Below are 20,081 nucleotides of genomic sequence, written 5' to 3' on the forward strand. Positions count from 1 at the left end.
GGAGTCCATTTTTTTTCTATTGATACCAATTTCTATGAATAGTCAGGACGCTAACTTTTTTAGATTTTGTCTTTATATTTCATTTTCAAAGTCTAAATCTATGAACATCAAGCCCTCTGCCTCAGAATTTGCTCCGCTCCCTTCCATCGAAGATTGGGAGGATGATTTATTGACTCGGTATCCTGAACCCAAAGAAAAACAAGCCAAGGCCAAGGATGACTATCGAAATTATCACGATTCGGAGCGTGTGGATACTGTTCGGGAGTTTTACAAGCTCAACCATACCTATCAGACTTACGATTTTGTGGTAGAAAAAGAGCGGGAGTTTTTGAAGTTCGAAAAAAAGGAAATGCCCTTTTGGGATGCTGTCAATTACCTTAATACCCTGATCGATGACTCTGATCCTGATACAAACCTTGACCAGTTGCAGCACTTACTTCAGACCTCTGAAGCCATCCGGGCAGACGGCCATCCGGATTGGTTTGTGTTGACAGGATTCATACATGATTTGGGAAAAGTGCTCTGTCTGTTTGGTGAACCCCAATGGGCTGTGGTGGGAGATACCTTTCCGGTAGGTTGTCAGCATTCGGACAGGATCGTTTATCCGGAATATTTTGATTTGAACCCTGATTCCAAAGATGAGCGATATAATACAAAATACGGAGTATATACTCACAAGTGCGGCTTGGATCAGGTGAAAATGTCCTGGGGCCATGACGAGTATTTGTATCAAATGGTGAAAGATTATATGCCAGAGCCCGCGCTTTACATGATTCGCTATCATTCTTTTTATGCGCAGCACCGTGAAAATGCCTACGATCATTTGCTTAATGATCACGATCGGGAGATGTTCAAATGGGTGGATAAATTCAATCCCTACGATCTCTATTCCAAGGTTCCCGTGCCACCTGATTCAAAAGCTTTGAGGCCGTATTACGAGGACTTGGTCGCTAAGTATCTTCCGGCGACGCTTAAATTTTAAAAGTAGAATGCTTGAGAGGGGATGAAAAGTCCCCTTCTTTTTTGATCCCGTCAACCCAAAATAAACTTCATGCTAACTGTCATTTCCTTCGTTGGATTCACGTTGTTTGTCGCTTTTTTTTCTTGGTATAAGTTGAGAAAAGAAAACCTCCGCTCAAAGGATGGGTATTTTTTGGGAGGAAGGAGCCTGACTGGGGGTGTGATTGCTGGGTCGATGATTTTGACCAATATTTCTACCGAGCACCTGATCGGTATGAACGGTTCGGCTTACAAAAACGGCATGATCATCATTGCTTGGGAGGTGACTTCGGCGATTGCCTTGGTCATCGCTGCACTTTACTTTTTACCGATTTATCTGCGAATGGGCTTGGCCACCATTCCACAATATCTGGCCGTGCGCTACGATGATACGACCAAAACCGTCGTGTCTTTGCTGTTGATGCTTTCCTTCGTTTTTACGCTTTTGCCAATTGTATTATACACCGGAGCGATTAATCTGGAAAGTATCTTCAATGTGTCTGAAGTTCTTCAGATCAGCAAGTCTGAAGGTATTTGGCTTTCAGTACTCACTATTGGTGTGATTGGGTCCATTTATGCAATTTTGGGAGGTCTGAAAGCTGTAGCTTATTCTGACACCATCAATGCTGTGGGATTGGTGATAGGAGGTTTGATGGTTCCAATTTTTGCACTTTGGGATATCGGAGGAGGAAATGTGGCTGCGGGATTGTCTAAAGTCTATGAGGCAGTTCCAGAAAAGTTCAATGTCATTGGTTCGGCTGATTCTGTTTTGCCATTTAGCACATTGTTTACCGGTTTGATGATCAATCAGCTGTATTTCTGGGGGATGAATCAGACCATTATTCAGCGAGCTTTGGGAGCTAAGAATATGGCTGAGGCGCAGAAAGGCTTGCTGTTTACTGGGATTTTCAAGATTCTGATTCCATTGATTATAGTGCTGCCTGGGGTTATTGCTTTCTATTATTATGGAGAGCAATATTTCGGAGATCAGGATGTGATCTATCCGGTGTTAGTAAAAAAAGTGCTCCCACTTGGCCTAATTGGCTTTTTTGCTGCGGTGGTCTTGGGAGCTGTGTTGAGTACTTTTAATTCAGTTTTGAACTCAGCTGCAACTATTTTTAGCCTGGATATTTACAAAAAAATCATCCAGCCTACTGCCTCTGATTCCCAATTAGTCAATGTCGGAAAGGTTTCTTCTTTGATACTTGCAGTATTATCAATTCTAATAGCACCAATGGTGGCCAATGCACCAGATGGGCTTTATCAATTGATGCAGCAGTTGAATGGGATATTTTTTATACCGATCGCATCGGTCTTGATTGCTGGGTTTTTTATGCCAAAAATCTCAGCAGCAGGAGCGAAAGCCGGATTGTTTTTTGGATTTTCATTTTATATTCTGACCACATTTCTACTGGAGGTGAACCTTCACTTTATTCATATTTGGGGTATTGAGTTTCTGCTCAATCTGGTTGTGATGTATCTGGTGAGTTTGAAATTTCCTCCCAAGGCTGTACTTGAAATTCCTTCTGGTCCACTGAATCTCCAACAATGGAAATATGCCAGGCCGCTGTCGATTGTGCTTTGTGTGGTGACGGTAATGATTTATTGGTTTTTGGGAAGGTAGAAGAATCAAGATTCCTCAATTCTAGACAAAACAGTGATTTATTCTGAAAGTCAAAAAAGGTTTTTTAAAAAAGATAAAAGCATTTATCGTAAGAAAAATCAATCGCCTTAAAACAAAAAAGCCCCTTCTTTATGAGAAGGAGCTTCTGTACCCAGAGCCGGACCTGCTTGCCGGCAGGCAGGGTCGAACCGGCACGAGTGTAACCTCATTGGTGTTTGAGACCAACGCGCCTGCCTGCCGGCAAAGGCAGGTCTACCAATTCCGCCATCTGGGAATTCAAATATTACAATTGAAGAAATGAAAAATAAATAACCTCCGGATTAATCGATTCAAAGCAGATATTGGCATGTAATTAATCGGTCGCCTAGATTATTTGATGTTCTTCAAGAATTCTTTTCCTGATCCACTTTTCAGATATTTTTCTCTAATTCTTGCATCTTCCCGGCTTCCGACTTTTTCAGAATAAATTAATCTAAATGGCGCAGAAGGTTTTGTTGCCCTACCTTTTCCAAGGTTATGTTGTTGAATTCGCCTTTCAATATTATCGGTTAGACCCACATAGATGTAATTTCTATGAAGACTTCTTATGGTCTAAACGAAAAATTCTTTCATGAATAAAAATATAAAAAAAAAGGCCCACATTTCTGTGAGCCTCTGTACCCAGAGCCGGAGTCGAACCGGCACGAGTGTAACCTCATTGGTGTTTGAGACCAACGCGTCTACCAATTCCGCCATCTGGGCATTTTAATATTTCAAATTTCAGGCTTTTGGTGTTTAAGACCAACGCGCCTGCCTGCCGGCAAAGGCAGGTCTACCAATTCCGCCATCTGGGCATTTCAATTATTACCGATCCTTGCTGAACGGGCTGCAAATATGAAAACAAAATTGTTTTCCCACAAACTCATTTCTTCACTTCCTGCAATTTTTTTGAACTGAAAGCTTGCGGCTTTTCTGAAAAAAGGGCCTTGGTAAAGCTCCAGACGGTTTTAAATAGCTCAGAATCACGATACTGGTTCAGAGCTTCCTCACTTTCCCAGTGGCTGTAGGTCATGAAAATATTTTCAAAATTATGGTCTTTCCAGAGCTCCAGATGCTGGCAGCCGGGAAAATTCCGGATCAAATTTTTGTTGGATTCAAAATTTTCAAGGAAAGACACGACCGATTCTGGTCTAAATGTCATGCGAACTACCCGTATCAACATCAGGCTCCGAAGTTGATGTACACGACACTATCCTGCTTCAAACCCAGCAAATTCCCACCATGACCATGGTTGATCCCGATCTCAAGGTAGTCGAGACTATTGAAAAACGCATACGGATCACCAGCCTCAACCTGATCGTAACCGGATTGAAGTTTATTGATGGACTCACGGCCAAACTGAATGGTGAATTTTCCGGGATTTAACTTTTCAAAGACATCTCTACGGATATTGGTCAGCAGGTTTCCATAGCAGTCGATTCGGATCACGTGGCCAATAATATGCTCGCGGGTAGCTTTGGCCTGTCGAGACATCAATTTGCGGAAATTTGCCAAAGGGCCTCCAAAATCATGAATCGCAGCTCCACTGGCCACTTTTGCAGCTATCGGTGCCAGAATATCTCTGGTAGGAAATGTAGAATCTTTAAGGTGAATGTCTGCAAATTGGACAAGAATTCCTGGGTCCTGGTCTGCCAATAGGCTCAAGATTCCGTTGTTTGGGCCGATAAAAATATGTTCCTCGAGCTTCACTCCTATGTAGCCATGCGTCATCACACCAGTGGTATTGATGCCTACCAAGTGGACAGTACCTTTGGGAAATTCCCGAAAAGTGGATCGAAGAACAAACGCAGCGTGCTCAATATCGTAAGGAACTATACTGTGTGAAATATCAATGATGTTCAACTGCGGGTTGATAGAAAGCATTCTGGCTTTCACAGCCGGAACGTAGTAGTCTTTATCCCCAAAGTCAGAGAGGAATGTCACCAATGCCATACAAGCAAGTCTATTAAAATTGTGTAATTTTGTTTGAGGGGGAGCGAACAAAAATAGAAATTTTATTCTTTAGCCTTCAAGGTAAACCTTAATCAATAAATAAGTTTGGTAGAAAAAGTAATCACTTTAGAAAATGTACCATTGGCTGAGTTTCTGGGCACAGCCAATGAGAATATTCGGCAAATTTCGCAAGCTTTTCCCCAGAGCAAAATCGTATCAAGAGGAAATGAAATCCGGATTCAGGGCGGCGCACCGGAGATTTTGAGGATCAATGATCTGATTAATCTGCTTTTGGAACACTTTGATCGATTTGGGCATATCACTCCGGAGAATGTGAAAGATTACCTAGATATCGAGGGGATTCCATTTGAAGAGGCAAACAGGGATCAAGTGATTGTCTTTGGGAATAAAGGCCTGGTCATCAAACCCAAATCCCCAAATCAACGCAAACTCGTCGAGGCAGCCATGAAAAACGATTTGGTTTTTGCACTAGGTCCTGCTGGTACCGGTAAAACCTATATTGCTGTGGCTTTGGCAGTACGTGCCTTGAAAAATCGTGAAGTAAAGCGGATCATCATCACAAGGCCTGCTGTAGAGGCAGGGGAGAATCTCGGCTTTCTGCCCGGAGATCTTCAGGAAAAACTTGATCCATATTTGAGACCGATCTATGATGCGCTTCAGGATATGGTTCCGCCGGAGAAGCTGAAATACTATCAAGAAACCCGTGTGATCGAAATCGCCCCCTTGGCCTATATGCGGGGAAGAACTCTTCACGATGCCTTTGTATTATTGGATGAAGCACAAAATACCACCTCAGAGCAGATCAAAATGTTTTTGACACGGATGGGACCCAATTCCAAGGTGATTATCACAGGTGACCAAACACAGGTTGATTTGCCGGTGAGGCAAAAATCGGGCTTGGCTGAAGCACTGAGGATACTCAAAGATGTGAAAGGCATTGGTGTTGTAAGCCTGAGTGGCAAAGATGTCATCCGTCATAAACTCGTCAAGGCAATCATCGAAGCTTATGAGGTAAACCAGGAATTAGAAGATCAAAAGCGATACGATGCTAACAGTCGAAAAAATAACGGATAAAAAGGCCTTAGACGAGGCATTTAAGATTCGAGAACTTGTATTTGTAATCGAGCAGGAAGTAGATGCCTCAAAGGAATACGATGAGTTTGAATCAAGCTCTACCCACTTTTTGGCAAAACTAAATGAAATGCCCGTAGGAACTGCCAGATGGAGATTCACTGATAAAGGTGTAAAAATGGAACGGTTTGCCGTCTTGTCTGAGGCCCGGGGAAAGGGCGTAGGGCAGGCACTGGTAGCCGCAGTTCTTAGTGATATCAACGGAAATCCCATGGCAGAAGGCAGAACCAAATATCTTCATGCTCAACTGACAGCAATGCCCCTTTATGCTAAATTTGGATTTGAAAAAGTCGGAGAGATGTTTGAGGAGTGCAACATCCAGCATTTCAAAATGCAATTGGCCTAATCCTTGTATTTTAATTTTGTCCCCACTAAAAACCAATGAAAAAAATCATCTTAGTTCTCGTCCTTGTCTCAAGCCTAGGTTTATCTGCCAATGCCCAGCAAGTCATCTCTTCTTCTACCAATTCCAATCCCAATCTGGGAACATTTGAGAATGAAGTGAAGCTTAATTTTCTCAACCTGATTCTTTTGGGATCATTTGAACTTGGGTATGAGCGTTTTCTCAGTGATAACCATTCTTTAGATCTTCAGCTCCATATCAATGACCGATTTGGATATAATTCTGAAAAGAATGGGAAAAAATATAAAACCAATGCTGTTCAAGCAGCGATGAACTTCTATTTCGGCAATAATCCTAATGGAAGAATTCATGTGTTTCCGCTATTGAAATTAAGATTTGGTGATTTTGAGGAGCCAGCCTCCGGTGCAATCAGCACAACGGATATGACAGCCTTCATTTTGGGAGTAGGTGCAGGGTACAAATGGGAAGTGTCTGAGCATTTCGCATTTGGTCCTTATGGCTCTGTCGGAAGAAACTTCAGTGAGTCTGTGACAGATAAATTTTCAGCGGTAGAAGTGAATGCCGGTTTTAGCCTCGGATATAGATTTTAGGATTTTGCAAATAGCGTAGTAGAGAGCCTTTCAAGGCTCTTTTTTTTGCCGTTTTTTTTCTAACTTAATTCTTTAATTTTTAGATATATGAGGTTTTCAGATTTTCCTTTTTTGAGATATCTCCCTTTTTTGGTTGCCGGAGTAGTATGCGCACAGGGCGCTGTACCAATTCCTCAATCTGTGATTTTCCTTTTCATCGGAATTGCATGGTTGGCTTATTTAATTTTGATTTGGCGATCTAATGATTTTACTAGATTGAGTTTGCCGATTTTGGCCTATGTTTCTCTTTTTTCGCTGGGCTATTTTCTCGCAAAAAACCAATCCGGACTGAATGACAGATCATGGGATATGCGACTAGATGAGGCTGATTCTTACTTAGCAAGGGTAAGTAAGCACGATATCGAAAAGCCAAATTCCTTCGAAAACCAACTTGAGATCATTGCATTTAGGGATAGTCGTGGCTGGAAGAAATCAAAAGGCGAGGTTTTGGTTTACCATAAAGGAAAAAAACCACTTCTGCCCGGCCAGGTTCTTTGGGTTGCGAATTCGCCCGAAGAAATTCCGTCCCCAATTTTTCCCGATGAATTTGATTACCGGGGTTTTTTGGCTGGGAAAAATATTCATTTCCGACAATTTATTGGTGAGAAGTTTAAGGTTATTGATTCAGCTGAAGTGGATTTGCCTAAGTATTGGATTACAAATTTCCGGAAGAAACTAGGATCCCTGATCGAGTTAAAAGTACCTCAACCTGAGTCTCAGCAGATTGCTGCTGCATTGCTTTTGGGGCAAAAGGAAAATCTCGATAAAGACATCAAAAATGCCTATGCAGAGACTGGAACCATGCATATTTTGGCTGTTTCTGGGTTACATGTTGGGATCATTTATGCGATTTTGCTATTCCCACTGAAAGGAATCAGACTAAAGCCAAATCAGCGTAAAATGTATCTGACAGGGGTGATTTTATTGATTTGGACCTATGCCGTTCTCACTGGATTTTCTCCTTCAGTGATCCGCGCAGCCACAATGTTTTCCCTGTTTACAGCTGGTCAAATGCGAAAGCGAAAACCCTCCTCATTCAATATTTTGGCTTTTTCGGCAATACTCATGATCACGCTGAACCCGGCAGTGATCTTTGAAGTAGGATTTCAACTTTCCTATGCGGCAGTAGCAGGAATTTTGCTGATTCAGCCGCTGATTTTGAGGTATTGGCTACCGCCCAACCGGGTGATGGAGTATTGCTGGCAGCTGACTACAGTGAGTATCGCTGCACAATTGGCGACCTTTCCGCTGTCGGTGTATTACTTTCATATTTTCCCGAGCTACTTTCTGTTAGCCAACCTAGTTGTTATTCCGCTGTCATTTATCGTGATGTCGGTCGGTATAGCATTTCTTTCTTTGAGCTGGGTGCCTGGTTTAGTAGACCTTTTGGGTTGGGCCGTGGGAGGGTTGATTTGGCTTCAAAACTGGCTTACACGAGCGATTCAGTTTTTCCCGGGAGGAAATCTCGATCGGTTGACCATTACCATTTCGGGGATGATATTGGTTTGGGGGATTTGTATTGTTTGGGCGAATTGGGAATTTGGCAATCGGAGAAAGATGGTTTATTTGACGCTCTTTCTTTTTTCAGTTTGGTCGGGAGAGCGGCTGTATCGGGAAATAAATCGAGCTGATCAGGAGTTGTTGATTTTTTCCGGAGAAAAGGGAATCTTATTGGATTTCACACTCGGCAACAGGCATTTTTCATGGAATGAAAGCTTTCCTCCAGAACAAATCAGCTATGCTATCGATCCAAATCGGATTGCAGAACAGCGGCCTCAGGTGATTGAGCCAAGTTTGGCTTCGGAAAATGATTCACTAGTCCAATTTCCGGTTTGGGATTTGGCCATGAATCCTACGTCTAAAACCTTCTTTTGGAATAAACAGAAACCTAAACGGATCCAGGAAATCACTCAATCAACAATTCGGGAGAGGGAGGTGATAGATTCCCTACGGGTAAGTATTGGGGCTTTTCGGGTAGTTTTCTGAGCACCTGCTTGGTCGTGGCGATTTATGCCTGTAATTTATCCCTTCTAAACCCAATTCAACTTATGGAGCATCCTATTCTGACAGAAAAAGCAAACCAAATCGGCTACATCACCCTGAATCGCCCAGCGAAGCGGAATGCACTCAGCCCGGAATTAATTCTTGAATTGGGAAAGGCTTTTGCTGCTTTTGAAAATGACGCTCAGGTGAAAGTTGTCATCCTTAAATCAGAAGGAAAAGCTTTCTGTGCAGGTGCTGACCTGGATTACATTCAGCGAATGCAGCATTTTTCCTATGAGGAAAATCTGGAAGACAGCAATCGGCTCAAGTCACTTTTTTCCATGATTTATGAATATCCCAAAGTTGTCATTGCACAAGTTCAGGGGCATGCTTTGGCGGGAGGATGTGGTTTGGTGACGGTGTGTGATTTTGCTTTTTCAGCTCCTGAGGCTCTTTTTGGATACACTGAAGTGAAAATCGGCTTTGTTCCAGCCTTGGTTTCAGTTTTTCTTTCGGAGCAAATAGGCCAGGCTAAAACGGCCGAATTACTGCTCTCGGGGGAATTGATCTCTTCGTCCAAATCGGTGTCTTTGGGCTTGATCACCGAAGTGGTGGAGCGGGAATTTTTAGCGAAAAGAACAAAGGAATTTGCATCTAAGCTTGTGGAGGATAATTCAGCATTTTCCATGCAGGAGACCAAGCGATTACTTCGGAGTTTGGGCCAGGCGGAGCGTCATCGTGCATTGGATTTGGCTGCAGAAGCGAATGCAAAAGCACGTGCAAACGGAGATTGTGTGAAAGGGATTTCCGCGTTTTTAAGTAAAACCAAACCCAGCTGGTAAGTGGAATCCAACCTCCTTCAGATTCTTCGGCAGGTATTTGGGCTGGAAGACTTTCGCCCGGTGCAGAAGCAGGTCATCGACTCGGTGATGGAGGGGAAAGACACGCTGGCACTTTTGCCGACAGGCGGGGGAAAAAGTCTCTGCTACCAGGTGCCAGGATTAGCCAGAGAAGGGATTTGTCTGGTAATTTCGCCGCTGATTGCCTTGATGAAAGATCAGGTGGACAACCTGAAGGCAAAAGGAATCAAAGCCGCGGCGATCTACTCCGGGATGAGCTATCGGGAGATCGATACGACCTTGGATAATTGCATTTATGGTGATTTTAAGTTTCTCTATGTTTCCCCAGAACGATTGAAACAAGAGCTGTTTATCGAGCGCTTTCGGCAGATGAATATCAATCTGATTGCGGTGGATGAGGCACATTGTATTTCTCAGTGGGGCTATGATTTTCGTCCGCCTTATCTTGAAATTGCCGCTATACGGGTTTTTCATCCCAAGGTGAATGTCATCGCGTTGACCGCTTCAGCGACTCCGCAAGTCTGTGCCGACATCGTAGAAAAACTCGAAATGAAGTCACATCGTGAATTTTACCAGAGCTTTTCACGGAGGAATCTCAGCTACAGTGTCAGGCTGGTCGAAAACAAACTGGAAAAAGGAATCGAAATCCTGAAGCGAATCCCCGGTACAGCCATCTGGTACGTGCGAAATCGGCAGGGGACACATCAAATAGCCAAAGTTTTGACTCAGCTTGGGATCTCAGCCGCAGCCTATCATGCGGGCATGTCCAATGCAGATCGAGCAGATCGGCAAGAGGCTTGGAAAGCAAACCAAGTTCGGGTGATAGTCAGTACAAATGCCTTTGGGATGGGGATCGACAAGCCGGATGTGCGAGTGGTCATCCATAGTGATTTGCCCGAAAATCTCGAAAATTACTATCAGGAAGCCGGGCGGGCAGGGCGTGATGGCAAAAAGGCTTTTGCGGTGCTGTTGTCTAATGAACAGGATTTTGAGCTGCTGTCCAATCGTTCAGCACTGGTCTATCCGGCAATTGATTTTCTCAAGCGGGTGTATCAATGTCTTGCCAATTATTTTCAGCTTGCAGTAGGCAGCAACATGCTCAGTAGCTTTGATTTTGATCTTTCTGATTTTTGCAACACCTATGAGTTGGCAGTTTTGGATGCTTTTTATGCACTCAAAGTATTGGCCGAGGAAGGTTTTGTGGAAGTGAATGAAAGTTTTTTTACTCCTTCTCGAGTCCATTTTCGGGTAGATCCCAGCAGGCTATATGAAGTTCAGATTGCTTACGCAAAGCTCGATCCCGTCATCAAAATGCTCCTCAGGACCTATGGAGGGAATCTCTTTTCAGAATACATCAAGATTCAGGAAAGTAAACTCGCCAAATCGCTCGACATGCGGGAAGCTGATGTCGTCAAGTTGCTTCAGGATCTTGAAAAATTGGAAGTGATGGACTATGATCAACGGAAAGACAAGCCTCAACTCACTTTTCTGACGCCGAGGTATGACGCAGGAAAGCTTCCTCTCAATCATCAGCGGATTAAAGCGCGCAAAGAGTTGACCCTGGAAAAGGCAAAGCGTATGGTCGACTTTGCGCAGCAAAACAGGATCTGCCGAACGCAGTTTATTCAGGAATATTTCGGAGAAAAGACTGATAACGTCTGCGGAATCTGCGATATCTGCATAGAAATGAAGAAAAATAAGGCCCCTGAATCTCAGGAGGAGCGAATGAAAGCTAAGGTATTCGAAACTTTAGCGGAATTTGGGGAGTTATCGGAGCGTGAGCTTTTCGAAAAAATCAAAAAGCCTGCCTCGGCATACCATCTCAAACTGATCCGACAGTGGGTGGATCAGGGTCAAATCAGTCGATCTTCGGATGACCTCCTTTCTTTACAATCCCATGAGTAAATTTCTAGACGATCTGTTCAAAAAAGTATTTAAATCCGCCGAGAAGGTGCCTTTGAAAGTAAAGGAGAATTTCACTGTGAAGGAGATCGATCAGGCAGATTTGGATTCGTGGATAGATTCTGAGGAGTTCAGGGAGCTTTTTTCGCTGATTTACAAAAATTACCATTACAAAAGAGCCGGGATCAATGATCATCCGCAAGTCCATGTATTTGATTCGCCCTATGCCAATGGCTTTGCGTTGAGTTATGAAAACCCCTTGAATCCGAAATCATTTTCGAGGCTTTTCTTGGCTTTTAGTCAAAGGCTTTTAGCTTTGGGCTATGAGCAAGTATCGCTTGATCGAAAAATGGAAGAAATCAACGATCAGGTGAAAGTGACGGAGAAGTTTTATTTCAAACCTCCCTTGCAGCTTCCCGTGGAGGGAGAATTGATTTCTCAACTTTACGGAAATGTCGCTTTGGAAAAAGTGACAGTAGACAATAAACCCAGCTACATCAAATTACTGGCGACGGTCTATTCCGACCGGCTCTATCAGGATGCTATGCCCTTCGACCAATTGATGGATGGGATATTTGAAAAACATTGAAAATGAATAGAAATACTTTTAGAAACCAACTGGAAATCTACCGGACTCCTTACGAAGAGGAGTCTGCATTCATTGCAGATTTTATCGACCTGACCCTCGATGAAGATGCCTACAGAAGGGAGCGGTTGGATGGCCACTTCACTGCTTCTGCCTGGATTGTCAACAAAAAAAGAACGCATACGCTCCTAACCTTGCATCGAAAATTGGGGCGTTGGCTTCAGTTGGGCGGGCATGCTGATGGCAATGAAAACCTGATTGAAGTTGCACTGAAAGAAGCGGAAGAAGAAAGTGGATTGACTTCGCTGAAGTTAGTTGACTCGACGATTTTTGACTTGGATAAGCACATTATTCCAGAGCGACCCCATGTCAAAGAGCATTTTCACTACGACGTTCGTTACATTTTCGAAGCGGACATCAACGAAAAGCTCATCATGAGTGACGAAAGCATTTCTTTGGCTTGGATTACTTTTGACTCTGTAGTGGATATGATTGGGTATAATCCGTCTATTCTTCGAATGCTTGAAAAAACCAGTAAATCAGAAATTCTCCTTTGATGGAACTCCTAGATCCGGCAAATCTAAAATCCCAATTTTCTTTTTCTACCCCAATCCAGATTCGATTTTCGGATATCGATGGATATCTGCATGTGAACAACGGTATTTATTTTAGCTATTTCGAGCATGCGAGGGCTGTTTTTCTGTACCAAGTCTGTGACTGGAATGTCATGACGATAGGTACGGTCGTGGGCAGGATAGAGATCGATTACCTTCGCCCGATTCATCTGGAAGATCAAGTGGAGGCTATGGTCAAATGCTCACGGATAGGTAATTCTTCTTTTGACCTAGAGCAATACCTAATTGGGACTGATAGTAAAGGGGAATCCCATGTTTTTGCAAAATGCAAATGCATCATGGTATCCGTGGATATGAAAACGATGCGTCCTGTCCCTGTGCCTGAGGAATACCGGTTAAAGCTGGCAAGCTCCTAGTTCATTTTTCCTATCTTTGCCGAAAATTTACGCCGTGATACGACTTTGGATTTTGGGTTTGCTTTGCGCGAGCCTAGTTGCCTGCAGCCCCAGTGAGGAAGAATTGCTAAAATCTGGTATTGAGAAAATGGACGCTCAAGCCTGGCCAGAAGCGATTAATTACTTTGATCAGTTGCTGGAGAAAAACCCTGCTAATGCCACTGCTTTGAATGCCAAAGGAGTCGCACTGTTTCAGCAGGGAAGAATCCAGGAAGCAATTCCGGTATTTGATCAGGCCATTCAGGCAGATTCGACCAGCTATAAAGCCTGGTTTAACCGGGGAAATGCCAAAATGGAATTAGAAAACTTCAAAGCGGCATTAGCCGACTTCAACATCGCCAGTGCGCTGGATCCCTCGCAAACGGACATATTCTTTAATCGTGGAACTGCGCTCCTGAACATGGAGGAATATGAAGATGCGCTTTTGGACTTTCAGGCAGTACTTCAATCCAACCCCAATCAAGCTGAGGCCCAATTCAGAAAAGCAAAGGCAGAGCTAGGAATGAATGATCCAATTCACGGGCTGGAGTCGCTCACCAATACAGTCAATCTGGATCCTAAGAACGGAGAAGCGTACTACCTTTTGGGAATCACTAGAATGAGTGCTTTGGGACAGAAAAATGAAGGGTGTGCAGATCTTCGAATGGCACTTTCGCTGGGCTATTCAGAGGCGCAAACTTGGATTACCGACTTTTGTGAGTAAATGGCGGAGATCGGGAAAGATATCGTTCAAGCAAAGGACTTGCTGCAATCGGGCCAATTGGTTGCCATTCCCACCGAGACCGTGTACGGTTTGGCAGGGAATGCTCTAGACTCGGAAGCGGTTGCCTTGATCTTTGAGACGAAAAATAGACCGGCTTTCGATCCTTTGATTTTGCATACTGCTTCGATTGAAAGAGTCGGGGATTTTGTTTCATTTTTTCCTGAAAAGCTAAAAATCCTCGCGGAGAACTTTTGGCCTGGGCCCTTGACTCTGCTTTTGCCTCGCAAATCTAATGTCCCCGATTTGGTGACTTCAGGCTTGGAGCGAGTAGCTGTGCGAGTCCCTAAGCATCCGCTTACCTTGGCTTTGCTGGAATCGCTTGACTTTCCGCTGGCAGCTCCCAGTGCCAATCCCTTTGGCTACATCAGCCCGACCAACCCCCAGCATGTCGATGCGCAACTGGGATCAAAAATCAGCTATATTCTCGATGGAGGTGCTTGCGAAGTGGGCTTGGAAAGTACGATTGTAGGTTTGGAAGAAGATGAAGTGGTAATTTACCGCTTGGGAGGATTGGAGATTTCGGCTATAGAAAAGCTCATTGGCCCTGTCAAAATCAAAGATCATAGCTCCAGCAATCCAGCGGCACCAGGTCAATTGGACAGTCATTATGCTCCCCGAAAACCTTTTGTATTGGGTGATCTGAATGTATTGGTGATCGAAAATTTGGCTAATAACATTAATTTTTCTGTTTTGAGTTTTGCAGATTTTTTTCCTGAGCTTTCACCCGAAAATCAGATTGTTCTCAGTCCAGAGCAAAATCTCCACGAAGCTGCAAAAAATCTTTTTTCCGCTATGCGAAAGCTTGATGAAGGCAATTCAAGTGTTATTTTGGCAGAATTACTTCCTGATGAAGGGCTAGGAAGGGCCATCAATGACCGGCTCAGAAGAGCGGCTGCTAAGTGATCAGTAAGCAGTCGCAGTGTACAGTCTTTAGGTTATTGTTTTCAGACGGAGTGGAGTCGAAGCACGGTGTCTCTTAGCAGCGGGTATTTTTCCAATTTTCCAATCTTCAATTTTTGAATCTCTAAATTCATTCAATCGATTTCGAAATGTCAATTGAAAGAATTCGCAAATTGATCACAGCGAAAGGCCAAGATTTGCATGAAATTGGCTTAAATTCAAACTCTTTTTGAAAGAGAAATTTGAAAACCCATTAAACTAATCCTATGAGTTCAACCGTAAAAAATGTCGATAGCCTGAACTTTGCAGGCAAAAAAGCACTCATCCGAGTGGATTTTAATGTCCCTTTGAATGAAGATTTTTCTGTTTCGGACGATACCCGAATTCAAGCTGCTGTTCCCAGCATTAAAAAAGTTCTCAGCGATGGAGGTTCGGCGATCTTGATGTCGCACTTAGGCCGACCAAAAGGTGGACCTGAGGATAAATATTCACTCAAGCATATTGTTTCAGCAGTCGAAGCAGCTTTGGGGACCAAAGTTCAATTTGCATCAGATTGCATCGGCGAAGAGGCCGAGAGCAAAGCCGCAGGTCTGAAAGCAGGAGAAGTGCTGTTGCTGGAGAATCTAAGATTTTACAAAGAAGAAGAGAAAGGCGATAAAGACTTTGCCGGAAAGCTCGCAAAATTGGGTGATGTCTATGTGAATGATGCCTTTGGTACTGCTCACAGGGCTCATGCTTCTACAGCCGTTATCGCTGAATTTTTCAAAGATAAAGTTGCAGGTTACCTAATGGAATCCGAATTGACCAATGCAGATAAGGTTCTTGGGAATCCAGAGCGACCCTACACGGCCATCATGGGTGGAGCAAAAATTGCCGACAAAATCCTGATCATCGAGCGATTGTTGGAGAAAGTAGACAACCTGATCATCGGAGGTGGGATGTCTTACACCTTTGCTAAAGCGCAAGGTGGGTCAATCGGTAATTCACTTCTGGAAGCCGATAAGATGGATTTCGTACTCGAACTGATGGAGACCGCCAAGGCAAAAGGAGTAAACTTAATCCTTCCTGTGGATACAGTTATTGCAGATGATTTCTCCAATACAGCCAACCAAGGAATGGCAAACAAAGGTGAGATTCCTGATGGTTGGATGGGCTTGGATATCGGACCAAAAACCCGTGAGCTCTTTGGTAAGACAATTTTGGAATCTAAAACTATCCTTTGGAATGGTCCAATGGGGGTTTTTGAGATGGAGTCTTTTGACAAAGGAACCAAAGCAATCGCCGAGTATGTGGCTGAAGCAACCAGAAATGGGGCTTTCTCGCTAATCGGCGGTGGTGATTCTGCTGCAGCTGTGAATAAGTTTGGCTACACTGACCAAGTTTCTTATGTCTCCACTGGAGGTGGCGCATTGCTGGAGCACATGGAAGGCAAAGTGCTTCCGGGAGTAGCAGCTCTTGCAGAATAATTTGAAAAACTAAATACCTGCCCTAATTCCAAACCTTGGTAGGAGTAAAAAAAAAGTAAGGCCAGCTTTCGAGCTGGCCTTACTTTTTTGGATAAGCTTAAAACTCAATCTCAACCAGCACAGGAAAGTGGTCGGAAGGGTATTTTTTTCCATAATTATCTGTCAGGATCCCATGGCGAATGACCTGGATTTTGCCTTGAACAAAGACATGATCAATAATTCCATCGGGCATTCTATCCCAATCAAAGGCACTAAAGGTGCCTTTTGGACCGTAGGCCGGAATTATTGAAACCAATCGTGCATCCTTCCAAGAGGAATCAGCAGTGATGGTGGTGTAGGCCGGATTGTCTGGTGTCACATTGAAATCACCCATCAGGATGACCGGTAGATTTTTGGTGTTGATTTCTTTGATTTTGGCGACCACGAGCTTACTGCTTTCCTCGCGGGCTAGCTGACCGATATGGTCGTAGTGCACATTGAAGACGTAGAATTCCTTGCCTTTTTGATCTTTGAACTTTCCCCAAGAGCAAATCCGGTTGAGCGCTGCATCCCAGCCTTTGCTTGGAGTTTCAGGAGTTGGGGAAAGCCAAAATGTGCCGGAGTCTTCAAGTTTATACAGTTTTGGGTCGAAAAGAATGGCGGTGTATTCACCTTTTTCAGCTCCATCATCTCTGCCTACGCCAAGGAATTCATAGCCTAAACCTTCACTCATCTGATTGACTTGGTGCGAAAGTCCCTCCTGCGTTCCAAAAAGGCCGATTTTGTGAAACTGAATCAAGCTGATTACGTGGGGAAGTCGATCCTCCCAGAGATTTCCTGTGTCATTGGGATTGGCGTATCTGACATTGAAGGTGGCAAATTGGTGGGTTTGTGCACTTAGATTTTCTGAAGAAATAAAAATCAGTGAGAAAGCTAAAAAGAGAATTGAAATTGTTTTTTGGAACATAATTCAGGAACTATTTCGTGGAAAATGACTTGAACTGTTTAAAGTTGCACCCTAATTTGATGAAATGAAATTGGGAAGGGCTAAATAATCCATTTGGATTAATTATTTAACATTACATCATCCGGTTCACTTGCCGGAATCAAAATTCATGGAAATGAAAACCTTTTACCCTAAAGATCTCCAACCCGCTGAAGTTCAAAACCTACTCCAAGGGGCAGTGACTCCCCGGCCGATCGCATTTGCCAGTACGGTAGATAAGGCTGGAAATGTGAATTTGAGCCCCTTCAGTTTTTTTAATATGTTCAGCGCTAATCCACCTATTTTGGTTTTTTCACCTTCACGACGAGTTCGCGATAATACAACCAAGCATACCTTGGACAATGTCCTGGAAGTTCCCGAGGTGGTAATCCATATTGTAGGCTATGACCAGGTGGAGCAGATGTCGCTGGCCAGTACGGAATATCCCAAGGGTGTAAATGAGTTTGAAAAGGCAGGCTTAACCCCTGTGAAATCTGATCTAATCGCTCCACCAAGAGTAAAGGAAGCTGCAGTGGCCCTAGAGTGTAAGGTGAATGAAGTGAAAGCCTTGGGGACAGGAGGAGGAGCCGGTAATCTGGTCATCTGTGAAGTCATCGCCATCCACATCAATGAATCTATTTTGGATGAAAAAGGAGTCATTGATCCCTTTAAATTGAGTCCAGTGGCGCGGCTGGGAGGAAGTTGGTATTCGAGGATTACTCCTGATTCGTTGTTTCAAATCCCTAAGCCGCTTACCAATTTGGGAATCGGAGTGGATCAAATTCCGGAAGTGATTCGAACAAGTTCGATTTTGACAGGAAACAACTTGGGGAGATTGGGTAATGTGATGGAATTGCCGACCGAAGAGGAGATTCAGGCATTTTCTACATCTGAGGAAATCGCTGAAATGCGGATTCGCTTTAAAAATGATCCGGACTCTTGGCTGGATCACCTGCACCTACGTGCAAAGGAAGAACTGGAAGCTGGAAATGTAGGGTTGGCTTGGAAGTTTTTACTTCAAAGGCAATAGAAAAAAGAACGCCCCGGAAATCAATTTCGGAGCGTTCTTTTTTCTTCAGGAGTGGGGAGAATTATTTAATAACAATGTCCTGAGGCATTCTCACCTGAATTCCTTGGTAATTTTGAAGGTTTTTGATCTTCTCTACCAGGTAATAGTTTTCGCCGAGTTGGGCTTTGAGTACCTGTACTTTTACTTTGTCTCCGAAGCTGCTGAAGAATTCTTCGAACCATTGTTTTTGAGCTGGGTAATAGACTACTCGGTAATCTTCGCCAGCATCGATTTTTGCCGCAGCGATTTCAATTGCTGTGTCCAGTCCACCTAGTACATCGACCAATCCTCTTTCTTTTGCCTGAGTTCCGGTCCAGACTCTGCCGGAAGCTATTTTTTTCACTGAATCCACATGCATTCCCCTACCTTCCGCTACGCGGGATATAAATGTCTCGTATCCTTCCTCGATGTTTGTTTGAATGATGGTTCGTTCCACTTCGGTCAAATCTCTACTTGGATTCATGAAATCAGAAAGTTCTCCCGTAGAAACCACATCTGTGGTGACGCCAAGTTTGTCATTGATTAGTTCTTTGACATTAAACCATAGTCCGAATATCCCGATTGAACCAGTAATCGTGTTGGGCTGAGCAACGATTGTATCGGCTGGTGCTGAAATGTAATATCCCCCAGAGGCAGCTACTTCGCCCATGGAAACGATCACAGGTTTGACTTTTTTGGCTTGAGTCATCTCTCTCCAGATCACCTCAGAAGCCACTATGGACCCGCCTGGTGAATTCACTCGCAGGACGATGGCTTTGATGTTTTCATCTTTTCTGGCCTTCCGGATTTCTTTCGCAAATTTCTCGGAGCTGATTACTCCTTCTGCACTTCCGCCAACAATTTGACCCTCTGCGATGATCACAGCAATGCGATTCTTAGAAGTCACATTTTTTGATTTTGCCACGGAACCTAGATCTGTGGCGTTGATGGTCGGGATGTCATCATCTTCTCCTAATCCCAGTTTTTCGCGCAGTTTGGCATGTATTTCATCTTCGTAGGCTAACGCAGTGGCAAGCTTGTAGGTGACGGCATCCTCAGCTTTTCTGACCAGCATTAGGTTATTGATTTTTTTCAAGCTGTCTAGAGCAATCCCCCTTGAATCTGCAATCTGAGCAATTGCAAGATTATTGATGTCATCGAGGAAGAATTGGGTTTGAAGTCGGTTTTCTTCGCTCATTTTGTCCAGGATGAAGGGCTCAACAGCACTTTTAAATTCTCCTACACGGAAAACCTCCGGTTTGATTCCCACTTTTTCAAAAAAGCCTTTGATGAAAACTGTCTCGGAAGAAAATCCATTGAAGTCAATTGCGCCAAGCGGATTGAGGTAGATTTCGTCAGCCACAGAAGCTAAGAAATAACCTCCTTCACTGTATGCTTCGTCGTAGGTGAGGATGAATTTTCCGGATTCTTTGAAATCGATGAGGGCCTCTCTCAATTCAAGCAATCCTGCCTGACCTGCCATGATCAGGCCAGTATTTAGGTAAATACCCTTGATTTTGTCATTGGTTTTGGCTTCGGTGATGGCTTTTTTCAGATTGACCAGACCTGCGTTCATGTCACCTCCAAATGGATTTCCAAAAGCACCCAAGCCCAAGTCATCCTCTGAAGTTCTTTCTGTAAGGATTCTCCCGTTCAGATCCAGGTGGAGGATGGAATTTTCTTTAACAGTAACTTCAGTGTCTGATGAAGCTGCAATCATCCCGATGATGCCAAAAAACACCAGTGTGCTGAGGATGGTAAAAATGAAGAGGCCGACAATTACAGCCAATACATTGCCTAGGAATTTCATGTGTGTATAATTTGATTACTTTAAGTCAAC

Annotated in this window: 20 protein-coding genes and 2 tRNA genes; 15 read left to right on the top strand and 7 right to left on the bottom strand. The window is 43.7% G+C overall.

Annotation, left to right across the window (positions count from 1 at the left end; translation table 11 throughout):
* The first annotated feature begins 100 nt into the window (after positions 1 to 100).
* Together DK188_RS13975 and DK188_RS13980 are read left to right on the top strand one after the other, a co-directional pair.
* Positions 101 to 982, top strand: coding sequence for an inositol oxygenase family protein (locus DK188_RS13975; RefSeq protein WP_111671435.1), 882 nt, complete (start codon positions 101 to 103; stop codon positions 980 to 982).
* Positions 983 to 1,051: 69 nt separating this feature from the next.
* On the top strand, positions 1,052 to 2,623 hold the full coding sequence (locus DK188_RS13980) for a solute:sodium symporter family transporter (protein ID WP_111671436.1): 1,572 nt from the start codon (positions 1,052 to 1,054) through the stop codon (positions 2,621 to 2,623).
* A gap of 161 nt (positions 2,624 to 2,784) precedes the next feature.
* Here the strand turns inward: DK188_RS13980 and DK188_RS21490 are convergent.
* The 5 genes from DK188_RS21490 to DK188_RS14000 all read right to left on the bottom strand — a co-directional run bounded on the left by DK188_RS21490 (position 2,785) and on the right by DK188_RS14000 (position 4,594).
* Positions 2,785 to 2,874: transfer RNA gene (locus DK188_RS21490), tRNA-Leu, on the bottom strand.
* Positions 2,875 to 2,992: 118 nt separating this feature from the next.
* Positions 2,993 to 3,211: a GIY-YIG nuclease family protein gene (locus DK188_RS13985; RefSeq protein WP_198673024.1), complete on the bottom strand. Its 219-nt coding sequence runs from the start codon at positions 3,209 to 3,211 to the stop codon at positions 2,993 to 2,995.
* 69 nt (positions 3,212 to 3,280) lie between these two features.
* Positions 3,281 to 3,364: transfer RNA gene (locus tag DK188_RS13990), tRNA-Leu, on the bottom strand.
* Positions 3,365 to 3,524: 160 nt separating this feature from the next.
* The gene (locus tag DK188_RS13995) at positions 3,525 to 3,824 is read right to left on the bottom strand and encodes a putative quinol monooxygenase (protein ID WP_111671437.1); all 300 of its coding nucleotides are present in this window, start codon (positions 3,822 to 3,824) and stop codon (positions 3,525 to 3,527) included.
* Positions 3,824 to 4,594 (bottom strand): SAM hydrolase/SAM-dependent halogenase family protein, encoded by a 771-nt coding sequence (locus tag DK188_RS14000; protein WP_111671438.1) that lies wholly within the window; start codon positions 4,592 to 4,594, stop codon positions 3,824 to 3,826. Before DK188_RS14000 ends, DK188_RS13995 begins: the two co-directional genes overlap by 1 nt.
* Positions 4,595 to 4,699: 105 nt before the next feature.
* Between DK188_RS14000 and DK188_RS14005 the strand changes: the two genes are divergently transcribed.
* From DK188_RS14005 to DK188_RS14060, 12 genes are all read left to right on the top strand, one after another.
* Complete coding sequence (locus DK188_RS14005) at positions 4,700 to 5,689, top strand: PhoH family protein (RefSeq protein ID WP_111671439.1); 990 nt, start codon at positions 4,700 to 4,702, stop codon at positions 5,687 to 5,689.
* Positions 5,661 to 6,092, top strand: a complete 432-nt coding sequence (locus tag DK188_RS14010; protein ID WP_111671440.1) for a GNAT family N-acetyltransferase — start codon at positions 5,661 to 5,663, stop codon at positions 6,090 to 6,092. The genes DK188_RS14005 and DK188_RS14010 overlap by 29 nt, the downstream gene beginning before the upstream one ends.
* A gap of 35 nt (positions 6,093 to 6,127) precedes the next feature.
* Positions 6,128 to 6,700: a DUF3575 domain-containing protein gene (locus DK188_RS14015; RefSeq protein ID WP_111671441.1), complete on the top strand. Its 573-nt coding sequence runs from the start codon at positions 6,128 to 6,130 to the stop codon at positions 6,698 to 6,700.
* Positions 6,701 to 6,787: 87 nt separating this feature from the next.
* A complete protein-coding gene (locus DK188_RS14020; protein ID WP_111671442.1) occupies positions 6,788 to 8,725 on the top strand; it encodes a ComEC/Rec2 family competence protein in 1,938 nt (645 codons plus the stop codon).
* A 62-nt stretch (positions 8,726 to 8,787) separates the two neighbouring features.
* Positions 8,788 to 9,564, top strand: coding sequence for an enoyl-CoA hydratase/isomerase family protein (locus tag DK188_RS14025; protein ID WP_111671443.1), 777 nt, complete (start codon positions 8,788 to 8,790; stop codon positions 9,562 to 9,564).
* The gene (locus DK188_RS14030) at positions 9,565 to 11,487 is read left to right on the top strand and encodes a RecQ family ATP-dependent DNA helicase (protein WP_111671444.1); all 1,923 of its coding nucleotides are present in this window, start codon (positions 9,565 to 9,567) and stop codon (positions 11,485 to 11,487) included. It abuts the gene before it with no gap.
* Positions 11,480 to 12,073, top strand: coding sequence for a hypothetical protein (locus tag DK188_RS14035; RefSeq protein WP_111671445.1), 594 nt, complete (start codon positions 11,480 to 11,482; stop codon positions 12,071 to 12,073). Before DK188_RS14030 ends, DK188_RS14035 begins: the two co-directional genes overlap by 8 nt.
* 2 nt (positions 12,074 to 12,075) lie before the next feature.
* Positions 12,076 to 12,627 carry an NUDIX hydrolase gene (locus DK188_RS14040; protein ID WP_111671446.1) on the top strand — a complete coding sequence of 184 codons (552 nt, stop codon included), beginning with the start codon at positions 12,076 to 12,078 and terminating at the stop codon, positions 12,625 to 12,627.
* Positions 12,627 to 13,061 (top strand): acyl-CoA thioesterase, encoded by a 435-nt coding sequence (locus tag DK188_RS14045; RefSeq protein ID WP_111671447.1) that lies wholly within the window; start codon positions 12,627 to 12,629, stop codon positions 13,059 to 13,061. The genes DK188_RS14040 and DK188_RS14045 overlap by 1 nt, the downstream gene beginning before the upstream one ends.
* Before the next feature lie 16 nt (positions 13,062 to 13,077).
* Positions 13,078 to 13,803 carry a tetratricopeptide repeat protein gene (locus DK188_RS14050; protein WP_232825740.1) on the top strand — a complete coding sequence of 242 codons (726 nt, stop codon included), beginning with the start codon at positions 13,078 to 13,080 and terminating at the stop codon, positions 13,801 to 13,803.
* Entirely contained in the window at positions 13,804 to 14,766 is a 963-nt protein-coding gene (locus DK188_RS14055; RefSeq protein WP_111671448.1) for an L-threonylcarbamoyladenylate synthase, read from the top strand.
* A gap of 263 nt (positions 14,767 to 15,029) precedes the next feature.
* The gene (locus DK188_RS14060; RefSeq protein WP_111671449.1) at positions 15,030 to 16,229 is read left to right on the top strand and encodes a phosphoglycerate kinase; all 1,200 of its coding nucleotides are present in this window, start codon (positions 15,030 to 15,032) and stop codon (positions 16,227 to 16,229) included.
* Between the two features lie 97 nt (positions 16,230 to 16,326).
* Here DK188_RS14060 and DK188_RS14065 read toward each other — a convergent pair whose 3' ends face one another.
* On the bottom strand, positions 16,327 to 17,175 hold the full coding sequence (locus tag DK188_RS14065; protein WP_111671450.1) for an endonuclease/exonuclease/phosphatase family protein: 849 nt from the start codon (positions 17,173 to 17,175) through the stop codon (positions 16,327 to 16,329).
* A gap of 154 nt (positions 17,176 to 17,329) precedes the next feature.
* Here DK188_RS14065 and DK188_RS14070 point away from each other — a divergent pair, with 154 nt between their 5' ends.
* Entirely contained in the window at positions 17,330 to 18,223 is an 894-nt protein-coding gene (locus DK188_RS14070; protein ID WP_111671532.1) for a flavin reductase family protein, read from the top strand.
* Positions 18,224 to 18,284: 61 nt separating this feature from the next.
* Here DK188_RS14070 and sppA read toward each other — a convergent pair whose 3' ends face one another.
* Complete coding sequence (gene sppA / locus DK188_RS14075) at positions 18,285 to 20,051, bottom strand: signal peptide peptidase SppA (RefSeq protein WP_111671451.1); 1,767 nt, start codon at positions 20,049 to 20,051, stop codon at positions 18,285 to 18,287.
* Between the last annotated feature and the right edge of the window lie 30 nt (positions 20,052 to 20,081).

The organism is Algoriphagus litoralis, from assembly GCF_003259255.1.
Classification (GTDB): Bacteria; Bacteroidota; Bacteroidia; order Cytophagales; family Cyclobacteriaceae; genus Algoriphagus; species Algoriphagus litoralis.

Excerpts from the sequence above, each read along its gene's own strand:
- DK188_RS13975 (WP_111671435.1), top strand. The coding sequence starts at position 101 with ATGAACATCAAGCCCTCTGCCTCAGAATTTGCTCCGCTCCCTTCCATC.
- DK188_RS13980 (WP_111671436.1), top strand. The coding sequence starts at position 1,052 with ATGCTAACTGTCATTTCCTTCGTTGGATTCACGTTGTTTGTCGCTTTT.
- DK188_RS13995 (WP_111671437.1), bottom strand. The coding sequence starts at position 3,824 with ATGTTGATACGGGTAGTTCGCATGACATTTAGACCAGAATCGGTCGTG.
- DK188_RS14000 (WP_111671438.1), bottom strand. The coding sequence starts at position 4,594 with ATGGCATTGGTGACATTCCTCTCTGACTTTGGGGATAAAGACTACTAC.
- DK188_RS14010 (WP_111671440.1), top strand. The coding sequence starts at position 5,661 with ATGCTAACAGTCGAAAAAATAACGGATAAAAAGGCCTTAGACGAGGCA.
- DK188_RS14015 (WP_111671441.1), top strand. The coding sequence starts at position 6,128 with ATGAAAAAAATCATCTTAGTTCTCGTCCTTGTCTCAAGCCTAGGTTTA.
- DK188_RS14020 (WP_111671442.1), top strand. The coding sequence starts at position 6,788 with ATGAGGTTTTCAGATTTTCCTTTTTTGAGATATCTCCCTTTTTTGGTT.
- DK188_RS14025 (WP_111671443.1), top strand. The coding sequence starts at position 8,788 with ATGGAGCATCCTATTCTGACAGAAAAAGCAAACCAAATCGGCTACATC.
- DK188_RS14035 (WP_111671445.1), top strand. The coding sequence starts at position 11,480 with ATGAGTAAATTTCTAGACGATCTGTTCAAAAAAGTATTTAAATCCGCC.
- DK188_RS14040 (WP_111671446.1), top strand. The coding sequence starts at position 12,076 with ATGAATAGAAATACTTTTAGAAACCAACTGGAAATCTACCGGACTCCT.
- DK188_RS14045 (WP_111671447.1), top strand. The coding sequence starts at position 12,627 with ATGGAACTCCTAGATCCGGCAAATCTAAAATCCCAATTTTCTTTTTCT.
- DK188_RS14055 (WP_111671448.1), top strand. The coding sequence starts at position 13,804 with ATGGCGGAGATCGGGAAAGATATCGTTCAAGCAAAGGACTTGCTGCAA.
- DK188_RS14060 (WP_111671449.1), top strand. The coding sequence starts at position 15,030 with ATGAGTTCAACCGTAAAAAATGTCGATAGCCTGAACTTTGCAGGCAAA.
- DK188_RS14065 (WP_111671450.1), bottom strand. The coding sequence starts at position 17,175 with ATGTTCCAAAAAACAATTTCAATTCTCTTTTTAGCTTTCTCACTGATT.
- DK188_RS14070 (WP_111671532.1), top strand. The coding sequence starts at position 17,330 with ATGAAAACCTTTTACCCTAAAGATCTCCAACCCGCTGAAGTTCAAAAC.
- sppA (WP_111671451.1), bottom strand. The coding sequence starts at position 20,051 with ATGAAATTCCTAGGCAATGTATTGGCTGTAATTGTCGGCCTCTTCATT.